Below are 19,684 nucleotides of genomic sequence, written 5' to 3' on the forward strand. Positions count from 1 at the left end.
CCGGCTGCGGATCAGATCAGGGCGCGCGCCCAGGTCTCCAGGTGCTCGGGGGCCGGGCGTGCGCCGGTGGCGTCCAGCCGGGACAGCCAGGCCACGGTGAGCACGTCACGGATCTGATAGCCGGTCTCGGTGTCCGGCTTGCCGCCCGCGGCGAGGGCCTGGTCCAGCTGCCGGAGTACGGCGTTGCGCCACTCGTAGCGCAGCGGCTGGGCCCGCCGCCCCAGCAGGCCGAGGGTGCCGGTCACCTGGAGCCGGACGGTGGACTCCTGAGCGGTGGACAGCTTGGCGGACGCCGAGACGTGCTCGCGCAGGGCGTTCCACGCCGAGGTCAGCTGCTCGTGGGCCATCCGGTAGCGCCCCTCGGCCGGTTCCCGCACGGTGAGCTGGTGCAGCGTCTCCAGCACGACGGCCGCCCGGACCGCGTCCGGCGGGTGGGTCCCGGCCGGCCCGCCCGTCGCGTCGGAGACCGGATCCAGCCGGTGCAGGATCATGGTGCACGGGTACGCGGGCCCGGTCGCGTAGGTGGCGAAGATGTCACAGAACAGCTCCTCGGCCTGCTGGGCGGAGTAGCCCGGCCAGGTCCCGAGCGCCTCCGCGCCCAGCGGCCGGGCGGTGTTGGTCACCGGGTCGTAGAGGTCGAACTGCATGGTCAGCACGTGACCGAACTCGTGGGCCATCACCGGCAGGTCCCACACCCCGTGGTCGGGCACCCGCCGGCGGATGACGTACGCGGCCCGGTGCAGGAACTCCACGTCGCCCGGCACGGTCGGCCGGGCCAGGCCGTTGTCGAGCCGGCCGGCCAGCTCGGCGATCAGTCGATCCGCCTCGGTGCAGGCGCCGTCGTCGAGTCCCCAGCTGCGGGCCAGGGTCCCGGTGGCCAGCGCGAACGCCTCGTCGACCACCCGGGTGGTGGCTTCGGTCCGGGCGGCCGCCTCTTCCAGCCGGGCGGTGTTCACCCCGTAGCGGCGGGCCCGGCCGGCCAGCGCGTCCAGCTCGCCGTCGGCCTGCCCGATCGTGGTCATGATCTGCGGGTGCACGGCCCGGCCGAGGTCGGGCAGCTGCGCGAGCAGGCCGTCCATCGCCTGCCGGGCCCGTCGCAGCCGGTAGCGCTCACGCTCGATGCGCGCCAGCAGGACCTCGGTGTCGGTGGGCATGGCTAACCGCCGAGCGCCGGGGTGCCGGTGGCGTGGGCGACGACCAGGCGTACCCCCGGCACCCGCTCGAACGGGACGCCGGTGTCCAGATAGTCGCGCCCGATCCAGACGGTGATGCCGAGCGCCGTCACCATGCCGCCCCCACCGGCGGCGAGGATCCACGGTGCGATCGGCGGGAACGCCGCGGCCACCGGGGCGATCACCCGGCCCAGCGCCCGCACGATCCGGGCGAGGGCGTCGACGATCCGGCCGTGCCGCTGGTCCAGGTCCTTCAACCGGTCGGCGCCCTCGCGCAGCGAGCTGTCCAGGTCGGCGCGGAAGCGGGCCGCCTCGACCGCCCCGGCGATCCGGGCCTCCAGCTCGCCGACCGCCAGCACGCGCCGGGACAGCTGCTCGGCGATCGTGTCGGCGTGCCCGTCCCACCACTTGCGGGCCCAGCCGCTCACCTGGTCACGCAGGTTGTCCGGGACCAGCTGGGCCAGCGCCCGCAGCGCCCGCATGACGGCCCGCATCCCGGCGCGGGCCAGGGCGGCAATCTGGTCGCCGGTGTGCAGCAGGGCCTCGGCGGTGCTCAGCGCCGCGCCGAACAGTGGCTCGACCTGCGACACCGGAATGGTGGCCAGCCCGGCGACGGTGTCGGTGCCGACCGCCGCGGTACGCCGCACGACGCCGCCGACCGTGGCCGGCAGGTCGGTGAAGAACTCCAGCGGATCGGCGGTGGCGCCGCCGAACAGGTTGGTGACCGCGGACGAGCCGGCCTCCTGGAGCCGGTCGGCGGCGCTCAGCCCGTCCACCGCGCCGGCCAGCAGGCCGATCGAGCCCGGATCCGGTTCGTCCGGCATGGTCGCGGCGGCCGAGGTGAGCAGCACCTCGCCCACCTCGAGTTCGGTGAGCGCGAGGGTCAGCTCGTCCTCGGCGCTGGGCGCCGGCACTCCCTCGGCGGCCGGCGCGGCCTGCTCCTGGAAACCGGCCACCGCCCCGGCCGACTCCCGGGCCAGCGCGGCCGAGAGCAGGTCGCCGGCCAGGGCGTACACCTCGTTCTCGTCGCCCTTGCCGACGACCTCCTCGAGGTTGCGGGCGGCGATCAGGACGCCGCGGACGTTCTGCCGGTAGATGGGTGACGCGGACATGGGACCTCGCCTCGCTGCGGCTGACGTGGATGCCCCCGTGCGGCATTCAGCGAGTGTGCGGTGGCCGGGCCCGGCGGAACTGTCGGGTTGCGGTTTCTGTCAGAACGGACGCTCCGGGCAGCCGGCATGCCGCCGGATCCGGTCTATCGCGGGGTGAGGACCGTGCTGAAGGCGGCGCGGACCTGGTCACGCAGCCAGGCGTGGGCCGGGTCGGTGTCGTAGCGCTGGTGCCATCCGCAGACGATCGGCGCCGCCGGCAACGGGACCGGCAGCGGGACCGTGACCAGGCCGAACGCGTCCAGCATCGGCCGGCAGGTCAGCTCCGGGGCGGTCAGCAGCGCGTCGCCGCGGGCGATCACGTTCGCCGCCGTGCCGGTGGTGCCGACCGAGGCCAGCACGCGCCGGTGCAGCCCGTGCGACTCCAGGATCGCGTCGACCGGATCGGTCAATCGACCGCGCCGAGAGATCAAAACATGAGATTCATCGGCGTACGAGATCAGATCGAGCCCACCCGCGTACCGATGCCCGCCCCGCATGACCACGACGAACCGATCGTTGCCCACGGCCTCGTGCCGGATCTCCGGCAGCGCCGGCACCGAGGCCCCGATCTCCAGGTCGACCCGTCCGTGCCGCAGCTCGTCGGTGTCGACCGCGGCCTCGGCCAGGAAGCGCAGCCGCACGCCCGGCGCCGCCGCGGCGATCCGGTCCAGCAGTGCCGGCGCGAGCGCGGTCGCCAGGCTGTCGTGGCACTGCAGGGTGAACACCCGGTCGAGCCCGTCCAGGTCGAGCTCGCGGCTCGGCGCGAGCACCCCCTGCGCCTGGCGCAGCAGCTCACCGACCTGCTCGCGGATCCGCAGCGCGTACGGCGTCGGCGTCATCGCCCGCCCGGTGCGCACCAGGATGTCGTCGCCGGTGAGCCGTCGCAGCCGGCCGAGACTGCGGCTGATCGCGGGGGAGGACAGGCGCAGCCGCTGGGCTGCCCCGGCCACGCTGCCCTCTTCGAGCAGCGCGTCGAGGACGGTGAGCAGATTCAGATCCAGTTGCATGACGGTAAATCGTACGGTAACAAGGTTGCATTGGACTTAATGGTCCGTCGCGGAGATAGTTACTGCATGACCACTGAGCAGCAGTTACTCGCCACCGTGACGACGACCGTGCACGCGGCGGCCGCGCGTGTCGTGCGGCCGGAGAAGACCCCCACCACCGCGCCGGAGCTGTTCGCGGCGCTCGGCGCCAACGACGAGGCGGTCACCGAGGTGCTGCGGCCGGCCCTGCTCGAGGCGCTGCCGGGCTCGCGATGGACCTCCGACGAGCACGGCTCGGGCCCGATGCCGGCCGGCGACTGGTGGGTCGTCGACCCGGTCGGCGGCAACATGAACGCGGTGCAGGGCATGCCGGACTGGAACGTCGGCGTCAGCCTGGTCCGCGACGGCGAGCCGGTGCTCGCGGTGCTCTACGCGCCGGTGGCCGACGAGACGTTCACCGCGATCGCCGGCGTCGGCACGTTCCTGAACGGCGTGCCGGTGCGGGCCTCGGCGAAGACCGACCTGTCGCTCGCGCTGACCGGAACCGGTCAGGCCAAGCCCAACCGCGACGCGGCCCACGCCGAGCGCGCCGGCGCCGCCGTCGGGGCGATGCTGCAGCACGCGCTGTACGTGCGGGCCTCGGTCCCGGTCGGGCACCAGCTCGCGCAGGTCGCGGCCGGGCGGATGGACGTGCACTGGCAGTTCGACAACCTGCGCTCGCACATCGCGCCGGTCCTGCTCGCCCGGGAGGCCGGTGCGGTGGTGACCGATCTCGACGGCAAGCCGTGGGAGATCGCCAGCGACGGCTACCTGGCCGCCGCCCCCGGTGTCCACCAGGCCGCCCTCGACGTGCTGCGGGCGGTGCGTTGATCATGGAGATCACCGTGCTGGCCGCGTCCGGGGCGACCGGGCTGGAACTGACCCGTCAGGCCCTCGAGCGTGGGCACGAGGTGGTCGCGATCGCCCGTACGCCGGAAAAAATCGCCCTGCCGGACTCGCCCCGCCTGCGCAGGATCGCAGCGGATGTGCGAGATCCCGGCGGCATCGCCGCCGCCCTGGCCGGGCGCGCGATCGTGGTCTCCGGGCTGGGCATCGCGGGCCCCGACAGGCCGGGCGCGCTGACCGCGGGCGCCCGGGCGCTGGCCGCCGCCGGTCCGGAACGGGCGGTCTGGCTCGGCGCGTTCGGGACCGGGCCGTCCGCGCCGGCCGCGGGCTGGTTCACCCGCACCGTGCTGCGGATGCTCGGCGATCAGCTCGGCGACAAGGTGGCCGCCGACGCGATCATGCTGGCGGCCGGTGCGACCGTTTTCCACGCCGGTCCGCTGTCGGCCGGCGAGCTCAGCCCGACGCGCCGGACCGTCGGCCTGCGCGACGCGCCGCGCGGCCTGCTCCCGTCGCGGGTCAGCCGCGCGACGGTGGCCGCCGCGATGCTCGACGAGGCGGAGCAGCCCGGGTACGCGGGCGGGATCGCGCTCCCGCTGACGCGCTGACCCGGAACGGGTGGACGAAGCGCCGTCCACCCGTCCGCCCGGCGCTAGCCGCCGATCCTGCTCAGCACGAAGTCCTCGGCGACCTTGTTGTACTTGCGGGTGTAGCTCAGGTGCACCGCGACGCTCGCCCCGCTCGCGCAGAACGTGTCACCGGTGTCGCAGTAGGACTGGGTGCGGTCCGCGAAGGCGTCCAGTGCCGCGTCGTTCCCCCGGGCGAAAAGGCCTTTGGTACGGGAGGTGCCGGCGTTGAACGACTTGCCCGGCACGTACCGTGGATCGCCCATCAGGATCACCGCGACCACCTTGTCGGACACGCCCGTGCCGATCGCCGCGCTCGGCGTGAACCCGGCCACTCGCCCGGTCCCGGCCAGCACGTCGCCGATCACGTGCGCGCCCTGCGAGTAGCCCATCACCACGATCTTGGTAGCCGGGCAGTTGGTGGCCTCATTCGTCAGCTGCGCGGTCAGCGCCTGGGTCCCGGCCGCGACGCTCGGCGGGTACGGGTTGAGCGCCGCCGGATAGTCGGTCGCCTCGACCGTGATCGTCTGGTCGCTGGCCCGGGTGACCGCGGTCGCCAGCGAGCCGATGATCCCGGTGCCGGGCGCCTCGGTCGAGGCCCGGGTGACCACGATGTGCGCGTCCGGGCAGTTCCCGGCCTTGTCGCCGGTAGACGCGACCCGGGTGCTGCCGCCGATCCCGGCGAACCGCAGCCCACTGCCGGCGGCGCCGAACCCGGTCCCGGTCTGGGCGCCCTGGCGGGAAGCGCCCAACCCGGGAATCGTCGCGGCGAAGCTGTTCTGCACGATCAGCAGCGCGCCGACCGTCACGGCGGCGACCGCCGCCCCCAGCGCGACACGCTTGCGCGCCGACCGTGGGCCACTGCGTTTGCTCGACCTCCTGGGAGACATCGACACTCCTCTCGGCCTGTTTGCACTCGGTGTGCAAATACCTGCCCGTAGATACGGCCGCCTGTCGATATCGGTTGAATGCTTCCGAATATTTGATCTACATCGATGTAGAAGATCGAGTCTGGCGTCGCCGGAACGGCGGCGAGCTTCGCGGGACGGTAGTTAGCGTTAACAAAGTTGCCTCTTGACATCCCCGAAACAGCCACGAAAATCGATGTTAACTTTCACATCTGTGGATCCCCAGGCGGTCAACCGCCCCACATGCACGCGAAAGGTTCCCCCATGATCCGTCGATTTCTCGCGGTCGCGGCGACCGCCGTTCTGGCCGCCGCCGCCCTCGTCGCGGGCGGCGGTGCGGCCAATGCGGCCGGCACCCTGCCGTGTGACCTCTACGCCAGCGGCGGCACGCCCTGCGTCGCCGCGCACAGCACCACCCGCGCCCTGTTCGGCGCCTACAGTGGCTCGCTCTACCAGGTGAAACGCTGGTCGGACAGCGCCACCACCAACATCGGCACGCTCGCCGCCGGTGGCTACGCCAACGCCGCCGCGCAGGACACGTTCTGCTCCGGGACGTACTGCACGATCGTCAAGATCTACGACCAGACGTCGAAGCACAACGACCTGACGATCGCTCCCGGCGGCGGCGCCAACCCGACCGCCGACCAGGGCGCGAACGCGGCTGCGCTGCCGGTGACGGCCGGCGGCCACAAGGTCTACGGCGTCTACATCTCGGCCGGCAACGGCTACCGCAACAACGCGACCAGCGGCATCGCCACCGGCAGCGCGGCCGAGGGCATGTACATGGTCACCGAGGGCACGCACGTCAACGACCGGTGCTGTTTCGACTACGGCAACGCCGAGACGAACAACCTGGACACCGGCAACGGCGACATGGACGCGATCTACTTCGGCAACCTGTGCTGGTTCTCGCCCTGCGCGGCCGGCCCGCGGGTCGCCGCCGACCTGGAGAACGGCCTGTTCGCCGGCGGCAACGGCTCGAACACCGCGAACACCGGCCGCAGCAGTGCGTTCGTCACCGCGGTGCTGAAGAACAACGGCACCTCGACGTACGCGATCAAGGACGGCAACGCGCAGTCCGGCAGCCTGGCGACCAGGTACAACGGGTCGCTGCCGACGCAGTCCGGGTACATCCCGATGACCAAGCAGGGCGCGATCATCCTGGGCATCGGCGGGGACAACAGCAACGGCTCGGTCGGCTCGTTCTTCGAGGGCGTGATGACCAGCGGCTACCCGAGCGACGCCACGGAGAACTCGGTCCAGGCGAACATCGTCTCGGTCGGCTACACCAAGAGCGTCACGTTCCCGGTCAGCGGCTCGACCTACCGGCTGACCAACGCGCAGAGCGGCAAGGTGCTCGACGCGGTCAACTGCGGCACCGCCAACGGCACCGCGGTCGACCAGTGGGCGGCTCTGGGCAACACCTGCCAGCAGTGGAAGTTCACCAGCGTCGGCGCGAACAAGTGGACGCTGACCAACGTCAACGCCGGCAAGGTCCTCGACGCGGTGAACTGCGGACTGGCCCTGGGCACCGCGGTCGACCTGTGGCAGTCGCTGGGCAACACCTGCCAGCAGTGGGCGGTCATCCCGGCCGGCAACGGCAAGTACGAGCTCGTCGTCGAGAACAGCGGCATGGTCCTGGACGACCAGGACTGCGGCACCGCGAACGGCACCCCGGCCCGTCTCTGGATGTGGCTGAACAACCCGTGCCAGCTCTGGAGCATCGCCTCGTAGGAACGAACGCGGGGCCGCCGGCAACGGCGGTCCCGCTACGGCACGTCGCCCTGGAGCGCCGCCTGGGTGAACCAGTCGGCGCCGGCGGTCGGCACCCAGGTCGTCGTGGTCCAGAACTGGCGGATCCGGGTCTCCTGCTCGGGCGACGCCGCGGTCCCGGTGAGCCAGATCGAGGCGTGGGTGAGGCTGGGCGCTTCCGCGGTCGTGACGCCGACCTTGGTGTCCCGCAGGCACGTCTGGTCGCCGCACGGATGATCGCCCGGGTCGGCGGTGTACCGGACGACGACCTTCAGCTCACCGTACGAGTAGATGTCCGTCACGCCCTGCCAGTCCGGCCCTTCCACCGGCGCCAGCAGCACCAACTCGGGTGGCAGCGCCTTCGGTACCACCGCGAAGTGCGTCGTCGCGCCGGTCCGGCGCTGGCGCTCGATCTCGGAGGCGGTCCGCTGCAACGGGGTGCGGGCGGCCCGCTTCTGCTCCTTGAGCTGCTCCAGATAGGTTTCCCGGTGATGCCGGCGCACCTGGCCGTAGACGCCGATCCCGCCGCACACCGCGACGACGAGTACGACCAGGCCGGTCAGGGCACGCTTCATCACGATCCGGGACCCTAACATTCCCGCTGGTCGATTCAGTCGTGCCGGGCGAGCAGCCCCGAGATGGTCACTTCCAGCGACGACCGCAGGATGTCGGTGAACTCCATCCGCATCGCCCCCACCGCCGGGTCGGCGGCGTAGGCGGCGAGCAGCGCCTCGGACGGCTGGCTGTAGGGCCACGCCGCCGCCGTGATCAGGGTCGCCGTCGCGGCCAGCTGACTCGCCCCCGCCGCGCCGAGCTCGGGCACGCATCGCAGGAACAGCCGCATCTGCTCCTGGAAGGTCCGCCCGGTCGCCCGCTTGTGCGCCAGCGCGACCTCGGTGGAGATGTTGTGCTCCAGCACCCCGGCGTGCGCGCTGGCCAGGTCGCACAGCGCCGGCCGCTTGGCCAGGGACTCGGCCAGCACGGCGGCGAGCCGGTCCCCGCGCTCGCGGGGGGTGCCGTCGCCGGCCTCGAGGACGCCGTCCAGGTGGGCCAGCCACTCCCACTGCTCGACGTCGAGCAGTTCGAGCAGCACCGCCTCGCGGGACTCGAAGTAGCGCAGCACGTTCGACTTGGCCAGCCCGACGCGGCGGCTCAGCTCGTTGAGGCTCAGTTTCGCGACCGGCATCTCGGTCAGCATCGTGGCCGCGGTCGCCAGGATCCGCCGTCGCCGCTCCTCGCGCTGCTCGTCGGTCCGGGCGCGTTTGAACTCCATGCCGTGAGCCTACCTTGTCGATTAGACCGGTGGTCTGTTAGCTTGGTGGAAGCAAACAGACCGCCGGTCTCTTAGGAGTGCGTCATGTACCAGGTACCCGCTCAGCACGGCCGTCTCGCCGTCGTGACCGGCGCGAACAGCGGCACCGGCAAGGAGGCCGCCAAGCGCCTGGCCGGCGCCGGCGCGGACGTGATCCTCGCGGTGCGCACCCCGGCCAAGGGCGAGCAGGCCCGCGCCGAGATCCTCGCCGCCCACCCCGCGGCCACCGTCCGGGTGCGCCGGCTCGACCTGGCCGACCAGTCCTCGGTCCGGGAGTTCGCCGACGGCCTGATCGCCGACGGCCGGCCGCTGGACCTGCTGCTCAACAACGCCGGCGTGATGTGGCTGCCGCAGCGCACCGAGACCGCCGACGGCTTCGAGACGCAGCTGGCCAGCAACTATCTCGGCCCGTTCGCGCTGACCACCCGTCTGCTGCCGCTGCTGCTGGCCGCGCCCGCCCCGCGGGTGGCGACGATGAGCAGCGGCACCGCCGCCCAGGGCCGGATCAACCTCGACGACCTGCAGCAGCGCGAGCGGTACAGCCCGACCGGCGCCTACGCCCAGTCGAAGCTCGCCGACCTGATGCTGATGCTGCAGCTCGCCGACATCGCCGCCGAGCGCGGCTGGGCACTGCTGTCGACCGGCGCGCACCCCGGCTACACCCGGACCAATCTGCAGACCGCCGGCCCGAACCAGGGCGGTGACCGGGCGAGCCTGGCGATGCGGATCGGCTTCAAGGTCGTCCCGAGCCAGGGGGTCGAGCAGGGCGCCGAGCCGCTGCTGTACGCGGCGACCAGCCCGGACGCGGTCGCCGGCGGCTACTACGGCCCGCGCTGGCTCTCGCTGGTCGGCCCGGCCGCGGTCGCCCGGCCGACCCGCCGCGCGCTCGACCGGCAGGTGCGCGCCCGCCTGTGGCGTGAATCGGAGCGGCTCACCGGGGTGACCGCGGCCGCGGCGGGATGAGAAAAGACCGGCTTCCTCCGTACGGGAAGCCGGTCTTTCCGATTTTGATCTGTCTTTTGGGTTAGCGGACCTGTCTTTTTGGTTAGCGGACCTGGATCCGGACCGCGTCCATGGCCGGGGTCTGGTTGGCCCGCTCCATCATCGGGATGCGGTGCGAGCCGTCACCCGCCCAGGAGGCGCACTGCGCGGTGCCGGCCTGCGGCAGGCCAGGGACCTGGATGGTCACCGAGTCGGGCGTCTTGCCGCCCTTGCTGTCCTCGGTGGCCACGAAGAACGCGGGCACCGGGTCCGGCGCGGGGGCGGTGTTGGTGCTCTGCAGGATCCGGCACGCGGTGTGGAAGTGTCCGCGAACGATCCCGTTCTGCAGCACGCTCGACTCCACATAGTACCCGCCCTGGCCGGCCGCCAGGAAGCGGTCGCGGATCAGGTTCCGGGTGCTCACCGTCAGCGTGAACGCCTGGTTGACGCGCACCTGGCGCGGCGCCGAGGTGATCAGCAGCGAGGCGTCGTTGGCCGCCGAGGCGACCTCGCCGAACTCGGTGGTGACGCAGCGGTCACCCTTCTGGAAACCGTCGTGCCGCGGCAGATTGCTCTTGTCGCAGTTGTTGGTGAGGATCCCGAGGTTGCCGCCGGGCGCGGTGGTCGCCGCCGCGGTGGTCGGCGCGGCCGTGGCCCCACCGCCGCCGTTCTGGTTCAGCGTGCAGGCCGCCAGGCCCTCCGCGTTCAGGTTCGGCTTCGCGGCGTTCCGGCCGATCGCGGTCTCGATCCGGTTGATCGTGGCGAAGCGCTTGTCCTTCAGCGGGCCGAGGATCGCGTTCTGGATGAAGTTCGCGCCGCCCTGGCCGGTGCTCGACGCGATCCGCTTGTTGGCCTCGTCGATCTGCGTCTTGAGCAGGGTGAGGTTCTGGTTGACCTCGTTCTGCGCCTGCGCCGGGACGGCTACGGTGATCTTGACTTCGGGGCAGTTGACGGTCGGTGTGGACTCCGCCGCCGAGGCGACGCCGAGGCCGATGCCGGCCAGGGTCACGGCGACCCCGACCACCGCGACGATCTGCCAGCGCCGCGACTTGTTGATCTTTGACCGATACATGGCCGGTGCCTTCCCCAATGGCATGAAAATGCGTTCCGGTCATCGATACGGGAACGCTCCCACAAAGGATCAACCCCTCGCACATCTTCTTCCCGCCCGTTTTTCGCCCGTCCCTCGGCCGGGCAAAACCAAGATCAACTTCGCTCCTTGGGTACGGCGTCAGCCCCCGCTCCCCATGCCGCGCCGCCTCGGCCACAGCCCCGGCTGTGTCCCCTTCTCGTGGGCTTTTCGGCCCGGCCTGACCGACTACAGTGCTGGATGTCGTTCTCCCCGATGACTGCGAGGTGCCGCGATGCCCCCGGAACCGGATATCAGCGGCCTGAACACCTCGCGCCGTTACAACCAGTGGCTGGGCGGCAAGGACAACTACTCCGCGGAACGCGAGTCCACCGCGACCATCATCAGCGTCCTCCCGAACATGATGGCGGCCGCCCGCGAAGGCCGAGCCGTAGTCATGCGAATCGTCCACCACCTGGTGGCCGACCACGGAATCCGGCAGATCCTCGACGTCGGAGCCGGCCGCCCGCTGTCACCCAACGTGCACGAGGTCGCCCAACAGGCAAACCCGAAAACCCGGATTGTGTACGTCGACAACGACCCCCTCGTCGGCGTCCAGCACCGAGGCACCACCGTCGGCAACCCACAGGGCGTCACCGAGTTCGTAGACGGCGACCTCCTGAACACCGCCCACCTACTCGCCGACGAGCACCTCCTGGAAGTGATCGACTTCAGCCGGCCGGTAGCCGTTCTGCTGGGCAGCGTCCTACACCTGATCGACGACGACGAGCGCGCCTACGAGGCAGTCCGCACCGTGGTAGCGGCCCTGTCCCCGGGCAGCTACTTGGTGATCGTCCACGGCACGTTCGACACCCTGCCCGGCACCACCCAGCTCAAGGTCCGCGACCTGATCGGCAGCGGCCGGCACGGCACCTACCACGCCCGAACCCGAGCCGAGATATCCCACTTCTTCACCGGCCTGGACCTGCTACCCCCAGGCATAGTCTCCAGCGTCGAATGGCACCCCACCCCCGAAACAACCACCACCGTCCCCGACGCCATGTGCTGGACCGCCGTCGCCCGCATCCCTTAGCCGCCGCCTCGACTCGCCCCGCCTCGCCTCGCGCCGCGCCGCCTCGCCTCGCCTCGCCTCGCGCCGCGCCGCGCCGCCTCGCCTCGCCTCGCCTCGCGCCGCGCCGCGCCGCCTCGCCTCGCCTCGCGCCGCGCCGCCCCGTCGCCAGCCCGCCGGGCCGCCGCACGTCAGGCCGCAGAGCGCCGGTGCCGCGCCGTCAGCGCACCGTCTGGCCACCGGGTCGCATTTCCAGCCGCGCGCCGCGCCTCACCCGGTGCCTCGTGCTGAGGCCCCGCCGGACCGCATCACCTCCGCACCCGATCACCCCTCCCGCACGCCGGCCCGGACCAGCCCGCACTCGTAGGAGAACACCACCGCCTGCACCCGATCCCGCAGTCCGATCTTGGCCAGGAGCCGGCTGACGTGCCCTTTCACCGTCCCCTCGCTGAGGAACAGCCGCCCGGCAATCTCCGCGTTGGACAGCCCGCGGGCGATCAGCTCCAGCACGTCCCGTTCCCGCTCGGTGAGCGTGTCCAGCACCGCCGGGCTCTGTGTCATCGGATCGTCGGACGTACCGATGTGCCGCTCGATCAACCGCCGGGTGACCGACGGCGCCACGATCGCGTCGCCCTTGGCCACCACCCGGATCGCGGACAGCAGGTCGGCGGCGAGGGTGTCCTTGAGCAGAAACCCGCTCGCCCCGGCCCGAAGCGCCGAATACACGTACTCATCGAGATCAAAAGTGGTCAGGACCAGAATCCGCGGCCCGTCGGGCATCTCCGCCCGAATACGCCGGGTCGCCTCCAGCCCATCGACCCCGGGCATCCGGATGTCCATCAGGACCACGTCAGGCTCGGTCGCCACCGCCAGCTCGGCAGCCGCGGCACCGTCGTCGGCCTCCCCGGCCACCACCATGTCACCGGCGTTCTCCAGGATCATCCGCAGACCAGCCCGGATCAGATCCTGATCGTCGACCAGCAGCACCCGGATCACGTGGCCTCCTCCGCCCGGTCGAGCGGGATCCGCGCCCGCACCACGTAGCCACCCTCCGGCCCGGGCCCGGCGTCCACCTCGCCGCCCAGCAGCGCCACCCGCTCCCGCATACCGCGCAGCCCGTTGCCGCGTATCCCGCTGCCGTGCAGCCCATCGCCGTGCGGCCCGTTGCCCTGCAGCCCATCGCCGTGCGGCCCGTTTCCCTGCAGACCGTCGCCATGCGGGCTGTTGCCGCGAAGGGCACCGCCCTGCTGGCCGTTGCCGCGAAGGCCACCGCCGTGCAGCCCACTGCCGCGGTGGCCGGTGCCGGTGCCCTCGGCAGCTCTGTCCCCGATGCCGTTGTCGCTGGCGTCGATCTCCAGCTCCCCACTCCGATACGCCACCACGACCTGGGCGCAGGCGCCGGCCCCACCGTGCTTCATCGTGTTGGTCAACGCCTCCTGCACGATCCGGTACGCCGACACGTCGACCGAGGTCGGCACCGGCCCCGGTGTCCCGTCGATGTGCAGCCGCACCGGGGTGCCCGCCTGCCGGACCTGCTCGACGAGCCGCGGAAGCTGCGCCAGGCCCGGCACCGGCCGCGTCCCGTCGTCGATCTGCCCGGCCGCGGACAGCACCTGCCGCATGTCGGCGAGCGACGCCCGCCCGGTCGCCACGATGGTGTCCAGCGCGGCGAGCGTGTCCGCCGGCCGTTTCGCGAACGCCGCCGCGCCACCCTGCGCCTGCATCACGATCACCGCCAGGCCGTGTGCCACCACGTCGTGCAGCTCCCGGGTGATCCGCGCCCGCTCGGCCGCCACGGCCAGGGCGGCCTGCTGATCTCGTTCGCGCTCCAGGTCGCGGGCCCGTGCCTCGAGTTCGCCCAGGTAGGCCTGGCGACTCCGGATGCCCCACCCGACCGCCCACGCGACGATCAGTAGCAGGCCGAGAACGAGGATGCCGCCCCAGTCCGTCGGCCCGAGCACCGTCTGCCCTGGCGGCCCGGCCGTATCCCCGCCGCGCCCGGGCCCGTCCGCGTCCTCCGAATCGCGGGCCTGCCCGCCGCTGGCGGCCTGCTCGAAGCGCCACCCGTCGAACGCCACATAGGCCGACCAGCTCACCGCCACGGTCAGCGTGACGCCGAGCAGAGCCAGCGACACCGCACGTCGTCGTTGCGCGGCGACCGCATAGAGCAGCACGGGAACCGCCACATCGGCGGCGACCGGCCCGGCCGCCGCGGCCATCTGGGCCACGGTGGCGACCGTCGCCACGGCCAGCGCCGGGATCGGCCACCTGCGGCCGACCGCCACGGCGGCGACGCACAGTCCGATCAGGAGCAGCCTGATCCGCGGCCAGGCCTCGGCGAGCGAACCGTCCAGCACCGGGGTCACGCCGGCGGCCCGTCCCGATCGGCCGCCGCCGAACGCGGGTGCGCTGGCGGCGAGCAGCAGGACGGCGAGGCCGGCATCCTGCCAACCCGCTCTGCGCACCGCATCCGTGAAGCTCACGCGAAGAAACGTAAGCCCCGGCGCCGCCGCTCGGACACTGCCAAAAGTATGTATTGCAAACCAGACTTCAGGCAGATGCGCGCCGGGCCCGGCGCCGAGGAGCCTGGGCCGCATGACGAGAACACCGCTCATCCTGCTGGCGGTCCTGGCTCTGGTGCTGGCCGGCTGCAGGAGCACGAACACGGCGAGCACGGCGCTCACGGGCACGCACACGGCGATGGAGTGGACCCGGGTCGCCGCCCCGCAGGGCGATTGCCACTGCGCCGACGGCAGCCCCTTCGCCTTCTGGGAGAGGCGCGCCGACCCGACCAGAGTGGTCTTCTTCCTCAACGGCGGCGGCGTCTGCTGGTCCGCGGCGACCTGTGCCTTCACCAGCACCGACTCCGAGGGCGAGAACGACGACTACGCCTGGAATCTGAGCAGTGTCGACCCCGGGAACCGCAGCGGGATGTTCGACACCACCCACTCCGGCAACCCGTTCGCCGACTACTCGTTCCTCTACGTCAGCTCCTGCACCGGCGACGCGCACCTGGGAAAGTCCGTGCAGAAGTATTCGCCTCAGCTGACCGTCGATCACAACGGTCTCGCCAACGGCACGGCCGCGATCGACTATCTCGCCGCCCACTATCCCGACGTCAAACAGGTCGTCGTCATCGGGAAGACGGCCGGCTCGGTCGCCGCGCCCCTCTACGGTGGCCTGATCGCCGACAAGCTCCCCAAGGCCCAGGTCGTCGTGTTCGGTGCACAGTCCGGCGCTTGGCCGGACAATGCGAAATTCAACACCGACATCTTGGGTACGACGTGGGGCGCCTACGCCGCGATGCCCGGCTGGGCGATCCAGGGGCTGACCGTCGACCGATGGGCCGTGCCCACGTTCTGGATCCAGGCCGGCCGGCACGACCCCGAGCTGGTCCTGGCCCGCTTCGACTTCGCCTACGACCCGCACGCGTATGTGGAGGTGACCAACTGGACGCATGGCGACCCGACCGGCCTGCTGGCGCTGACCGACGCCAACGAGAAGGCGATCGAGGCCGCCGGGATAACCCTGCACAGCTACACCGCGCCGGGCGCCGACCACCAGATCTTCGAGCCCGACAAGTTCTACTCCCTGGCGGTGAACGGCGTTCATCTCTCCGACTGGCTCGGCAAGCTGGTCACCGATGATCCGCCCGCCGACGTCCACTGCACACAGTGCGGGCCGTGAGATGTCACCGCAACGCTGCTGCCAGCAGGTCATACGTCTGCTGCACCGCGTCCTCCGCGGAGAGGATCACGACCGTTGCCGGGCGCAGGCGCACGACGTCCATCAGGTTGTCGTACATCCCGCCGAGCACGACCGGCCCGCCGGCCGCCTCGACGAGGTGGTGATGGTGCCGGATCCACGGGTCGTCACTGTCCCGGGCCCGGCGGCCGAACCGCTCGATCGCCGCGTCCCGGTCGTCGACCAGCACGACCGTGCGGAAGTCGGCTCCGTGCTCGTGGGCGAGCTTCTCGAACCCGGCGATCTCGTCGTCGGTGGCGACGAACTGCGGCAGGATCACGTCGTGCCCGCCGTCCAGATGGGTCGCCACCATCGCCCGGACCAGCGCCCACACGGCCGGCCAGGTGTCGGTCTCCTCGCTCTGCCACCCGCCGATCAGGTGGTGCAGGGTGTCGACGTCGAGGTTCAGGGCGCCGGGGTTCCGGCCGGCCCAGAGCGCCGACAGGGTGGACTTACCGATTCCCGGCGGGCCGTTCAGGTGTACGAATCGGGGCATCCCGTCACGCTATCGAAAACGGTCGCCGATCCTGACGGGTCGCGCCCGATGCTCGGCCCGATCCCGCCAGGAGCGGCTACCTTCCGCCGTACCTCAGAAGGCTTTGAATTCCAGCAGGCCGACCGAGGAGGTGCCGCTGGCGGTGAGCGCGACCCGCAGCCGTGTCGTGCTGACCGCGGTGAAGGTCACCGTGTTGTAGCCGTTGGCCGCGACCGGATATCCGCCCGCCCCGGGCACGTCGGCGTAGGCGCTGCCGGTCCAGTACTGGAGCTTCCAGGACGCGGGCAGCCGCACCCCGTCGTTGTCGTCGAACAGGTAGACCTGCGCCTTCTTGACGGTGACCGGGTTCGGCCAGGTCAGCTCGGCCCACTGCGCGCCGCTGTTCGGCCAGGTGCCCCACCGCGGGTTGACGGTGTCGTTGGAACTGGCGGGCTCGACCCCGTCGTTGATCGCGGCCAGCGATTCCCACGGCGAAGTGTAGGACGCGGCCGGGGTCGCGGAACGGGCCAGGTTGGTCTCGGCCGGCGTGGTGGTGCCGTCGATGGCCAGATCAGCGCTGGCGAATGTGCCGTGCGACGGGTTGACGTCCGACTCGCCACCGGCGCCGTCGCAGCCGCGGTCCGGGTTGAACTGGAGATATGTTCCGGAGCTGCACGAGATGGCGAGCTCGGCGTCACCGCCGACCACGATGTTGCCGGAGAGATTCGCGCCGCCCTGGATCAGGGCGTTGTCCTTGACCACCGCGTTGCCGCCGACAGTGCCGCCGTTGACCCAGCCCAGCCCCTCGATGCGGGCGTTGCCGCTGACCGTCCCGGCGTAAACGGCCGCTTTCGGGCCGACATAGGCGGTCGACGCGACGCTGGCGCTGCCGGAGACCCAGCCGCCGCCGTTGCTGTGCCAGTGACCGCCGTTGGTCGCGGCCGGTTTCACGTAACCGGGCTCGAAGCCCGACGGTGTGGCGCCGGTGAGGCGGAACTCGTACGGGAAGCGCCGTGCCTTGGTGTATCCGTCGAGGAACGCGTAGTGCGGCACCGCGCTGGGCGTCGCGGTCACCACCAGCCACGCCTCGGTCTCGCCGGCCTGCAGCTGGAAGTCGAGGCGCCCGTCGGTGCCGGTCACCAGCGTGGAGTAACGGGCGGTGCCGCTGCTGTTCTTCGCGACCAGGCCGAACGTCCAGCCGGTCGCGCCGGTCTCGCTGTGGCCCTTGAGCCGCAGCTTGATCAGCGCGCCGCTGCTGGCCGGCACCAGTTTGATCTTGTTGAAGCCGTAGTCCGCGGGCGCCATCCGGTCGTTGATGCGGTAGTGGCCGAGGCTCTGGTCGACGGCCTCGACGCCACCGCCGTTGTAGGCGTTGTTGAGGAACCCGGCGCCGTAGACGTTGGTGATGAACGGCATCAGCGTCGACCGGTTGCCGAAGTCGTAGGTGACCGTCCGGGTGGCGTATTCACCGACCCGGCGGTTGAGCTCGGCCTGGGTGATCCCGGCGATCCGGCGGTAGGTCTCGAGCGGGTGTTCGTTGCTGCGCGCCTCGTTCCAGATCCGGTTGAACATCGCGAGCCCGTCGCGGTCCTTGATGTATTGCGCCAGCATCCAGTTGCCGTAGTGGTGCCGGCTGGAGCTGTAGTACAGGTTCTCCGAGCGCAGCCACCGGGACAGGTCGCCGGCCGCGGTGGTGGGCAGCGCCTGCATCGCCATGAACTCGGCGCTGGTCTCCCAGAACGTGCCCGCGGACGCGTCGGTGAAGCCGTATCCGGAGCGCCCCAGGAACGTGTAGTTCTGGAACACGTGTCCCAGCTCGTGGGCAAGCCCCCAGGAGCCGGGCAGCGCCGCCCGGGGGTCGATGTTGATCACGCCGACCGTGCCGTCGACCGAGCCGCCGGTGGCCCAGGCGTTCAGCTCGGCGCGGTTCCAGGTGTTCGTGACGATCACGATGATCTTGTATTGGGCGAGCAGCCCGGTCTCCGGGGTGAACTGCATGGTGTTCACGTAGAACGAGTACAGGTTCTCGAGCTGCGTGATGATGCTGTTCGGGTCGAAGTTGTACGGCGATGGCGCGCTGGTCGGGCTGGTCCCGGACTTCTCACCCCAGAGCAGGATGAAGTTGTTCGACTGCTGACTGCGGCTCGACGACCACGGGACCTCGCCGGTCTGGGTCCAGTAAGCGGGGATGTAGACGGACTTGGTGGCCGCGGACGCCGGGGATTGCGGCGCGACCAGACTGACGCCCAGCAGGGCGAACACCATCGCGAACGCGAGGCGCCAGGTGCGGGGATGGCTCACGGAACTCACCTGCCATAGATCGGGGGATATCTATGGCAGGCCACGCTCGGGCATGAAAACGGTTTCGGCAAGGTTTCCCGTCGATTAATTTCAGCGAGTGAAGAAAGTCCGGGACGGCAATCGGCCGCGCCCGGACCGCGTGAGCTCAGGACGACGACTCGCGGATGACCAGCCGGCAGTCCACCTTCTCCACCCCGCCGGCCAGCTTGCCGTCGATCGCCGCGAACAGGCGTTGCGCGGCGAGCCGGCCAAGTTGCTCCAGGTTCATGTCCACGGTCGACAGCGGCGGCCGGGCGTTCGCCGCGAGGATGTTCCAGTTGTCGAAGCCGATCACCGCGACCTGCCCCGGCACGTCAAGTCCTTCCTGGTGGAGCGCGTCGAGGACACCCCGGGCGATCTCGTCCGAGCCGGCGAAGATCGCGTCGATGTCCGGGCTGCGCTGCAGCACCATCCGGGTCGCCCCGCGGCCCCAGGCCTCCGACCAGGAACCGAACCAGACCTGATCGCCGGCCAGTTCCAGCCCCTCCTCGTCCAGCCGCGACAGCGCGCCCCGCGCCCGGTCCTGCGCCGCGCCGTAGGTGGCGTCGCCGGTGACGTGCGCGATCCGTCGCCGCCCGTGCCGGATCAGATGGTCCACCGCCAGCCGCCCCCCGCCCACGTTGTCGGTGACCAGCGAAAGGTCGCCGGGGTCGTCCGAGGGGGAGTAGGCGTAGATCACCGGCACAGGAAGGTCGCGCCCGAGCGACGGCCGGGCGTCCGGTCGCGCTCCCACGACAATCAGCCCGTCCACCTTGCGCGAGAGCAGCGCCCGCAGGTGGTGCTTCTCCCGGACGGTGTCCCCGCGCGCGTCGCAGAGAAACACCGAGGTCTGGTCCGATCCGAACGCGTCCTCGGCGCCCATCAGGATCGGTATGGAGAATCGGCCCTCCAGATCGGACGTCAGCAGCCCGACTGTCCCGCTACGCTGCGTGATCAATCCTTGGGCCAGCGTGTTCGGTGAGAACGACAACTGCTCGGCTGCCTTGATCACCCGGGCTCGCGTCTCGGCCCGGACCTGCGGCTGATTGTTCAGGGCCTTCGACGCGGTCGCGATCGAGACGCCGGCGAGCTTCGCGACATCACGCAGGGTGACGGCTCGGTTGGCGCTCTGCGGCGGTTCCGGCCCGGTCGACGGGTCCATCGAAGCTCTTGACAACGGTTTTTCCTCCGTATTACGTTCTCGAAAACGTTTTCGGCTGCGCGGTGAGCAAGCCGCC

At 71.0% G+C, this 19,684-nt stretch carries 18 protein-coding genes; 6 read left to right on the forward strand and 12 right to left on the reverse strand.

Going from position 1 to position 19,684, the window contains the following annotated elements:
• Positions 1-11 precede the first annotated feature (11 nt).
• From L3i22_RS17740 to L3i22_RS17750, 3 genes are all read right to left on the reverse strand, one after another.
• Positions 12-1,154, reverse strand: coding sequence for a hypothetical protein (locus tag L3i22_RS17740; protein WP_221328076.1), 1,143 nt, complete (start codon positions 1,152-1,154; stop codon positions 12-14).
• 2 nt (positions 1,155-1,156) lie between these two features.
• Complete coding sequence (locus tag L3i22_RS17745) at positions 1,157-2,284, reverse strand: hypothetical protein (RefSeq protein ID WP_221328077.1); 1,128 nt, start codon at positions 2,282-2,284, stop codon at positions 1,157-1,159.
• Positions 2,285-2,427: 143 nt separating this feature from the next.
• Entirely contained in the window at positions 2,428-3,330 is a 903-nt protein-coding gene (locus tag L3i22_RS17750) for a LysR family transcriptional regulator (RefSeq protein ID WP_221328078.1), read from the reverse strand.
• 66 nt (positions 3,331-3,396) lie between these two features.
• On the opposite strand from L3i22_RS17750, the gene L3i22_RS17755 reads away from it, so the two are divergent.
• Together L3i22_RS17755 and L3i22_RS17760 are read left to right on the forward strand one after the other, a co-directional pair.
• The gene (locus tag L3i22_RS17755; RefSeq protein ID WP_221328079.1) at positions 3,397-4,179 is read left to right on the forward strand and encodes an inositol monophosphatase family protein; all 783 of its coding nucleotides are present in this window, start codon (positions 3,397-3,399) and stop codon (positions 4,177-4,179) included.
• Positions 4,180-4,181: 2 nt separating this feature from the next.
• The gene (locus tag L3i22_RS17760) at positions 4,182-4,799 is read left to right on the forward strand and encodes an NAD(P)-dependent oxidoreductase (protein WP_221328080.1); all 618 of its coding nucleotides are present in this window, start codon (positions 4,182-4,184) and stop codon (positions 4,797-4,799) included.
• 44 nt (positions 4,800-4,843) lie between these two features.
• Here L3i22_RS17760 and L3i22_RS17765 read toward each other — a convergent pair whose 3' ends face one another.
• Positions 4,844-5,707 (reverse strand): cutinase family protein, encoded by an 864-nt coding sequence (locus L3i22_RS17765; protein ID WP_221328081.1) that lies wholly within the window; start codon positions 5,705-5,707, stop codon positions 4,844-4,846.
• Between the two features lie 282 nt (positions 5,708-5,989).
• Here L3i22_RS17765 and L3i22_RS17770 point away from each other — a divergent pair, with 282 nt between their 5' ends.
• Positions 5,990-7,459 (forward strand): arabinofuranosidase catalytic domain-containing protein, encoded by a 1,470-nt coding sequence (locus L3i22_RS17770; protein ID WP_221328082.1) that lies wholly within the window; start codon positions 5,990-5,992, stop codon positions 7,457-7,459.
• 35 nt (positions 7,460-7,494) lie between these two features.
• On the opposite strand, the gene L3i22_RS17775 is transcribed toward L3i22_RS17770, so the two are convergent.
• Positions 7,495-8,055 carry a hypothetical protein gene (locus L3i22_RS17775; RefSeq protein WP_221328083.1) on the reverse strand — a complete coding sequence of 187 codons (561 nt, stop codon included), beginning with the start codon at positions 8,053-8,055 and terminating at the stop codon, positions 7,495-7,497.
• Positions 8,056-8,087: 32 nt separating this feature from the next.
• Entirely contained in the window at positions 8,088-8,750 is a 663-nt protein-coding gene (locus tag L3i22_RS17780) for a TetR/AcrR family transcriptional regulator (RefSeq protein WP_221328084.1), read from the reverse strand.
• 84 nt (positions 8,751-8,834) lie between these two features.
• Here L3i22_RS17780 and L3i22_RS17785 point away from each other — a divergent pair, with 84 nt between their 5' ends.
• Positions 8,835-9,752: an SDR family oxidoreductase gene (locus L3i22_RS17785; protein WP_221328085.1), complete on the forward strand. Its 918-nt coding sequence runs from the start codon at positions 8,835-8,837 to the stop codon at positions 9,750-9,752.
• Positions 9,753-9,834: 82 nt separating this feature from the next.
• Here the strand turns inward: L3i22_RS17785 and L3i22_RS17790 are convergent, their stop codons facing one another.
• Positions 9,835-10,842 carry a hypothetical protein gene (locus L3i22_RS17790; protein ID WP_221328086.1) on the reverse strand — a complete coding sequence of 336 codons (1,008 nt, stop codon included), beginning with the start codon at positions 10,840-10,842 and terminating at the stop codon, positions 9,835-9,837.
• A 292-nt stretch (positions 10,843-11,134) separates the two neighbouring features.
• Here L3i22_RS17790 and L3i22_RS17795 point away from each other — a divergent pair, with 292 nt between their 5' ends.
• Positions 11,135-11,932: an SAM-dependent methyltransferase gene (locus L3i22_RS17795; RefSeq protein WP_221328087.1), complete on the forward strand. Its 798-nt coding sequence runs from the start codon at positions 11,135-11,137 to the stop codon at positions 11,930-11,932.
• Positions 11,933-12,232: 300 nt separating this feature from the next.
• On the opposite strand, the gene L3i22_RS17800 is transcribed toward L3i22_RS17795, so the two are convergent.
• Complete coding sequence (locus tag L3i22_RS17800) at positions 12,233-12,904, reverse strand: response regulator transcription factor (protein WP_255658342.1); 672 nt, start codon at positions 12,902-12,904, stop codon at positions 12,233-12,235.
• Positions 12,901-14,391, reverse strand: a complete 1,491-nt coding sequence (locus tag L3i22_RS17805; protein WP_221328088.1) for a sensor histidine kinase — start codon at positions 14,389-14,391, stop codon at positions 12,901-12,903. The genes L3i22_RS17800 and L3i22_RS17805 overlap by 4 nt, the downstream gene beginning before the upstream one ends.
• Before the next feature lie 112 nt (positions 14,392-14,503).
• On the opposite strand from L3i22_RS17805, the gene L3i22_RS17810 reads away from it, so the two are divergent.
• Positions 14,504-15,595, forward strand: coding sequence for a pectin acetylesterase-family hydrolase (locus tag L3i22_RS17810; protein ID WP_221328089.1), 1,092 nt, complete (start codon positions 14,504-14,506; stop codon positions 15,593-15,595).
• Between the two features lie 4 nt (positions 15,596-15,599).
• Here L3i22_RS17810 and L3i22_RS17815 read toward each other — a convergent pair whose 3' ends face one another.
• From L3i22_RS17815 to L3i22_RS17825, 3 genes are all read right to left on the reverse strand, one after another.
• Entirely contained in the window at positions 15,600-16,148 is a 549-nt protein-coding gene (locus L3i22_RS17815; RefSeq protein ID WP_221328090.1) for an AAA family ATPase, read from the reverse strand.
• A 93-nt stretch (positions 16,149-16,241) separates the two neighbouring features.
• On the reverse strand, positions 16,242-18,428 hold the full coding sequence (locus L3i22_RS17820; RefSeq protein ID WP_255658344.1) for a DUF6055 domain-containing protein: 2,187 nt from the start codon (positions 18,426-18,428) through the stop codon (positions 16,242-16,244).
• Between the two features lie 145 nt (positions 18,429-18,573).
• Positions 18,574-19,608, reverse strand: coding sequence for a LacI family DNA-binding transcriptional regulator (locus tag L3i22_RS17825; RefSeq protein WP_221328091.1), 1,035 nt, complete (start codon positions 19,606-19,608; stop codon positions 18,574-18,576).
• Positions 19,609-19,684: the final 76 nt, after the last annotated feature.

The sequence above is a fragment of the Actinoplanes sp. L3-i22 genome (assembly GCF_019704555.1).
Taxonomy (GTDB): Bacteria; Actinomycetota; Actinomycetes; order Mycobacteriales; family Micromonosporaceae; genus Actinoplanes.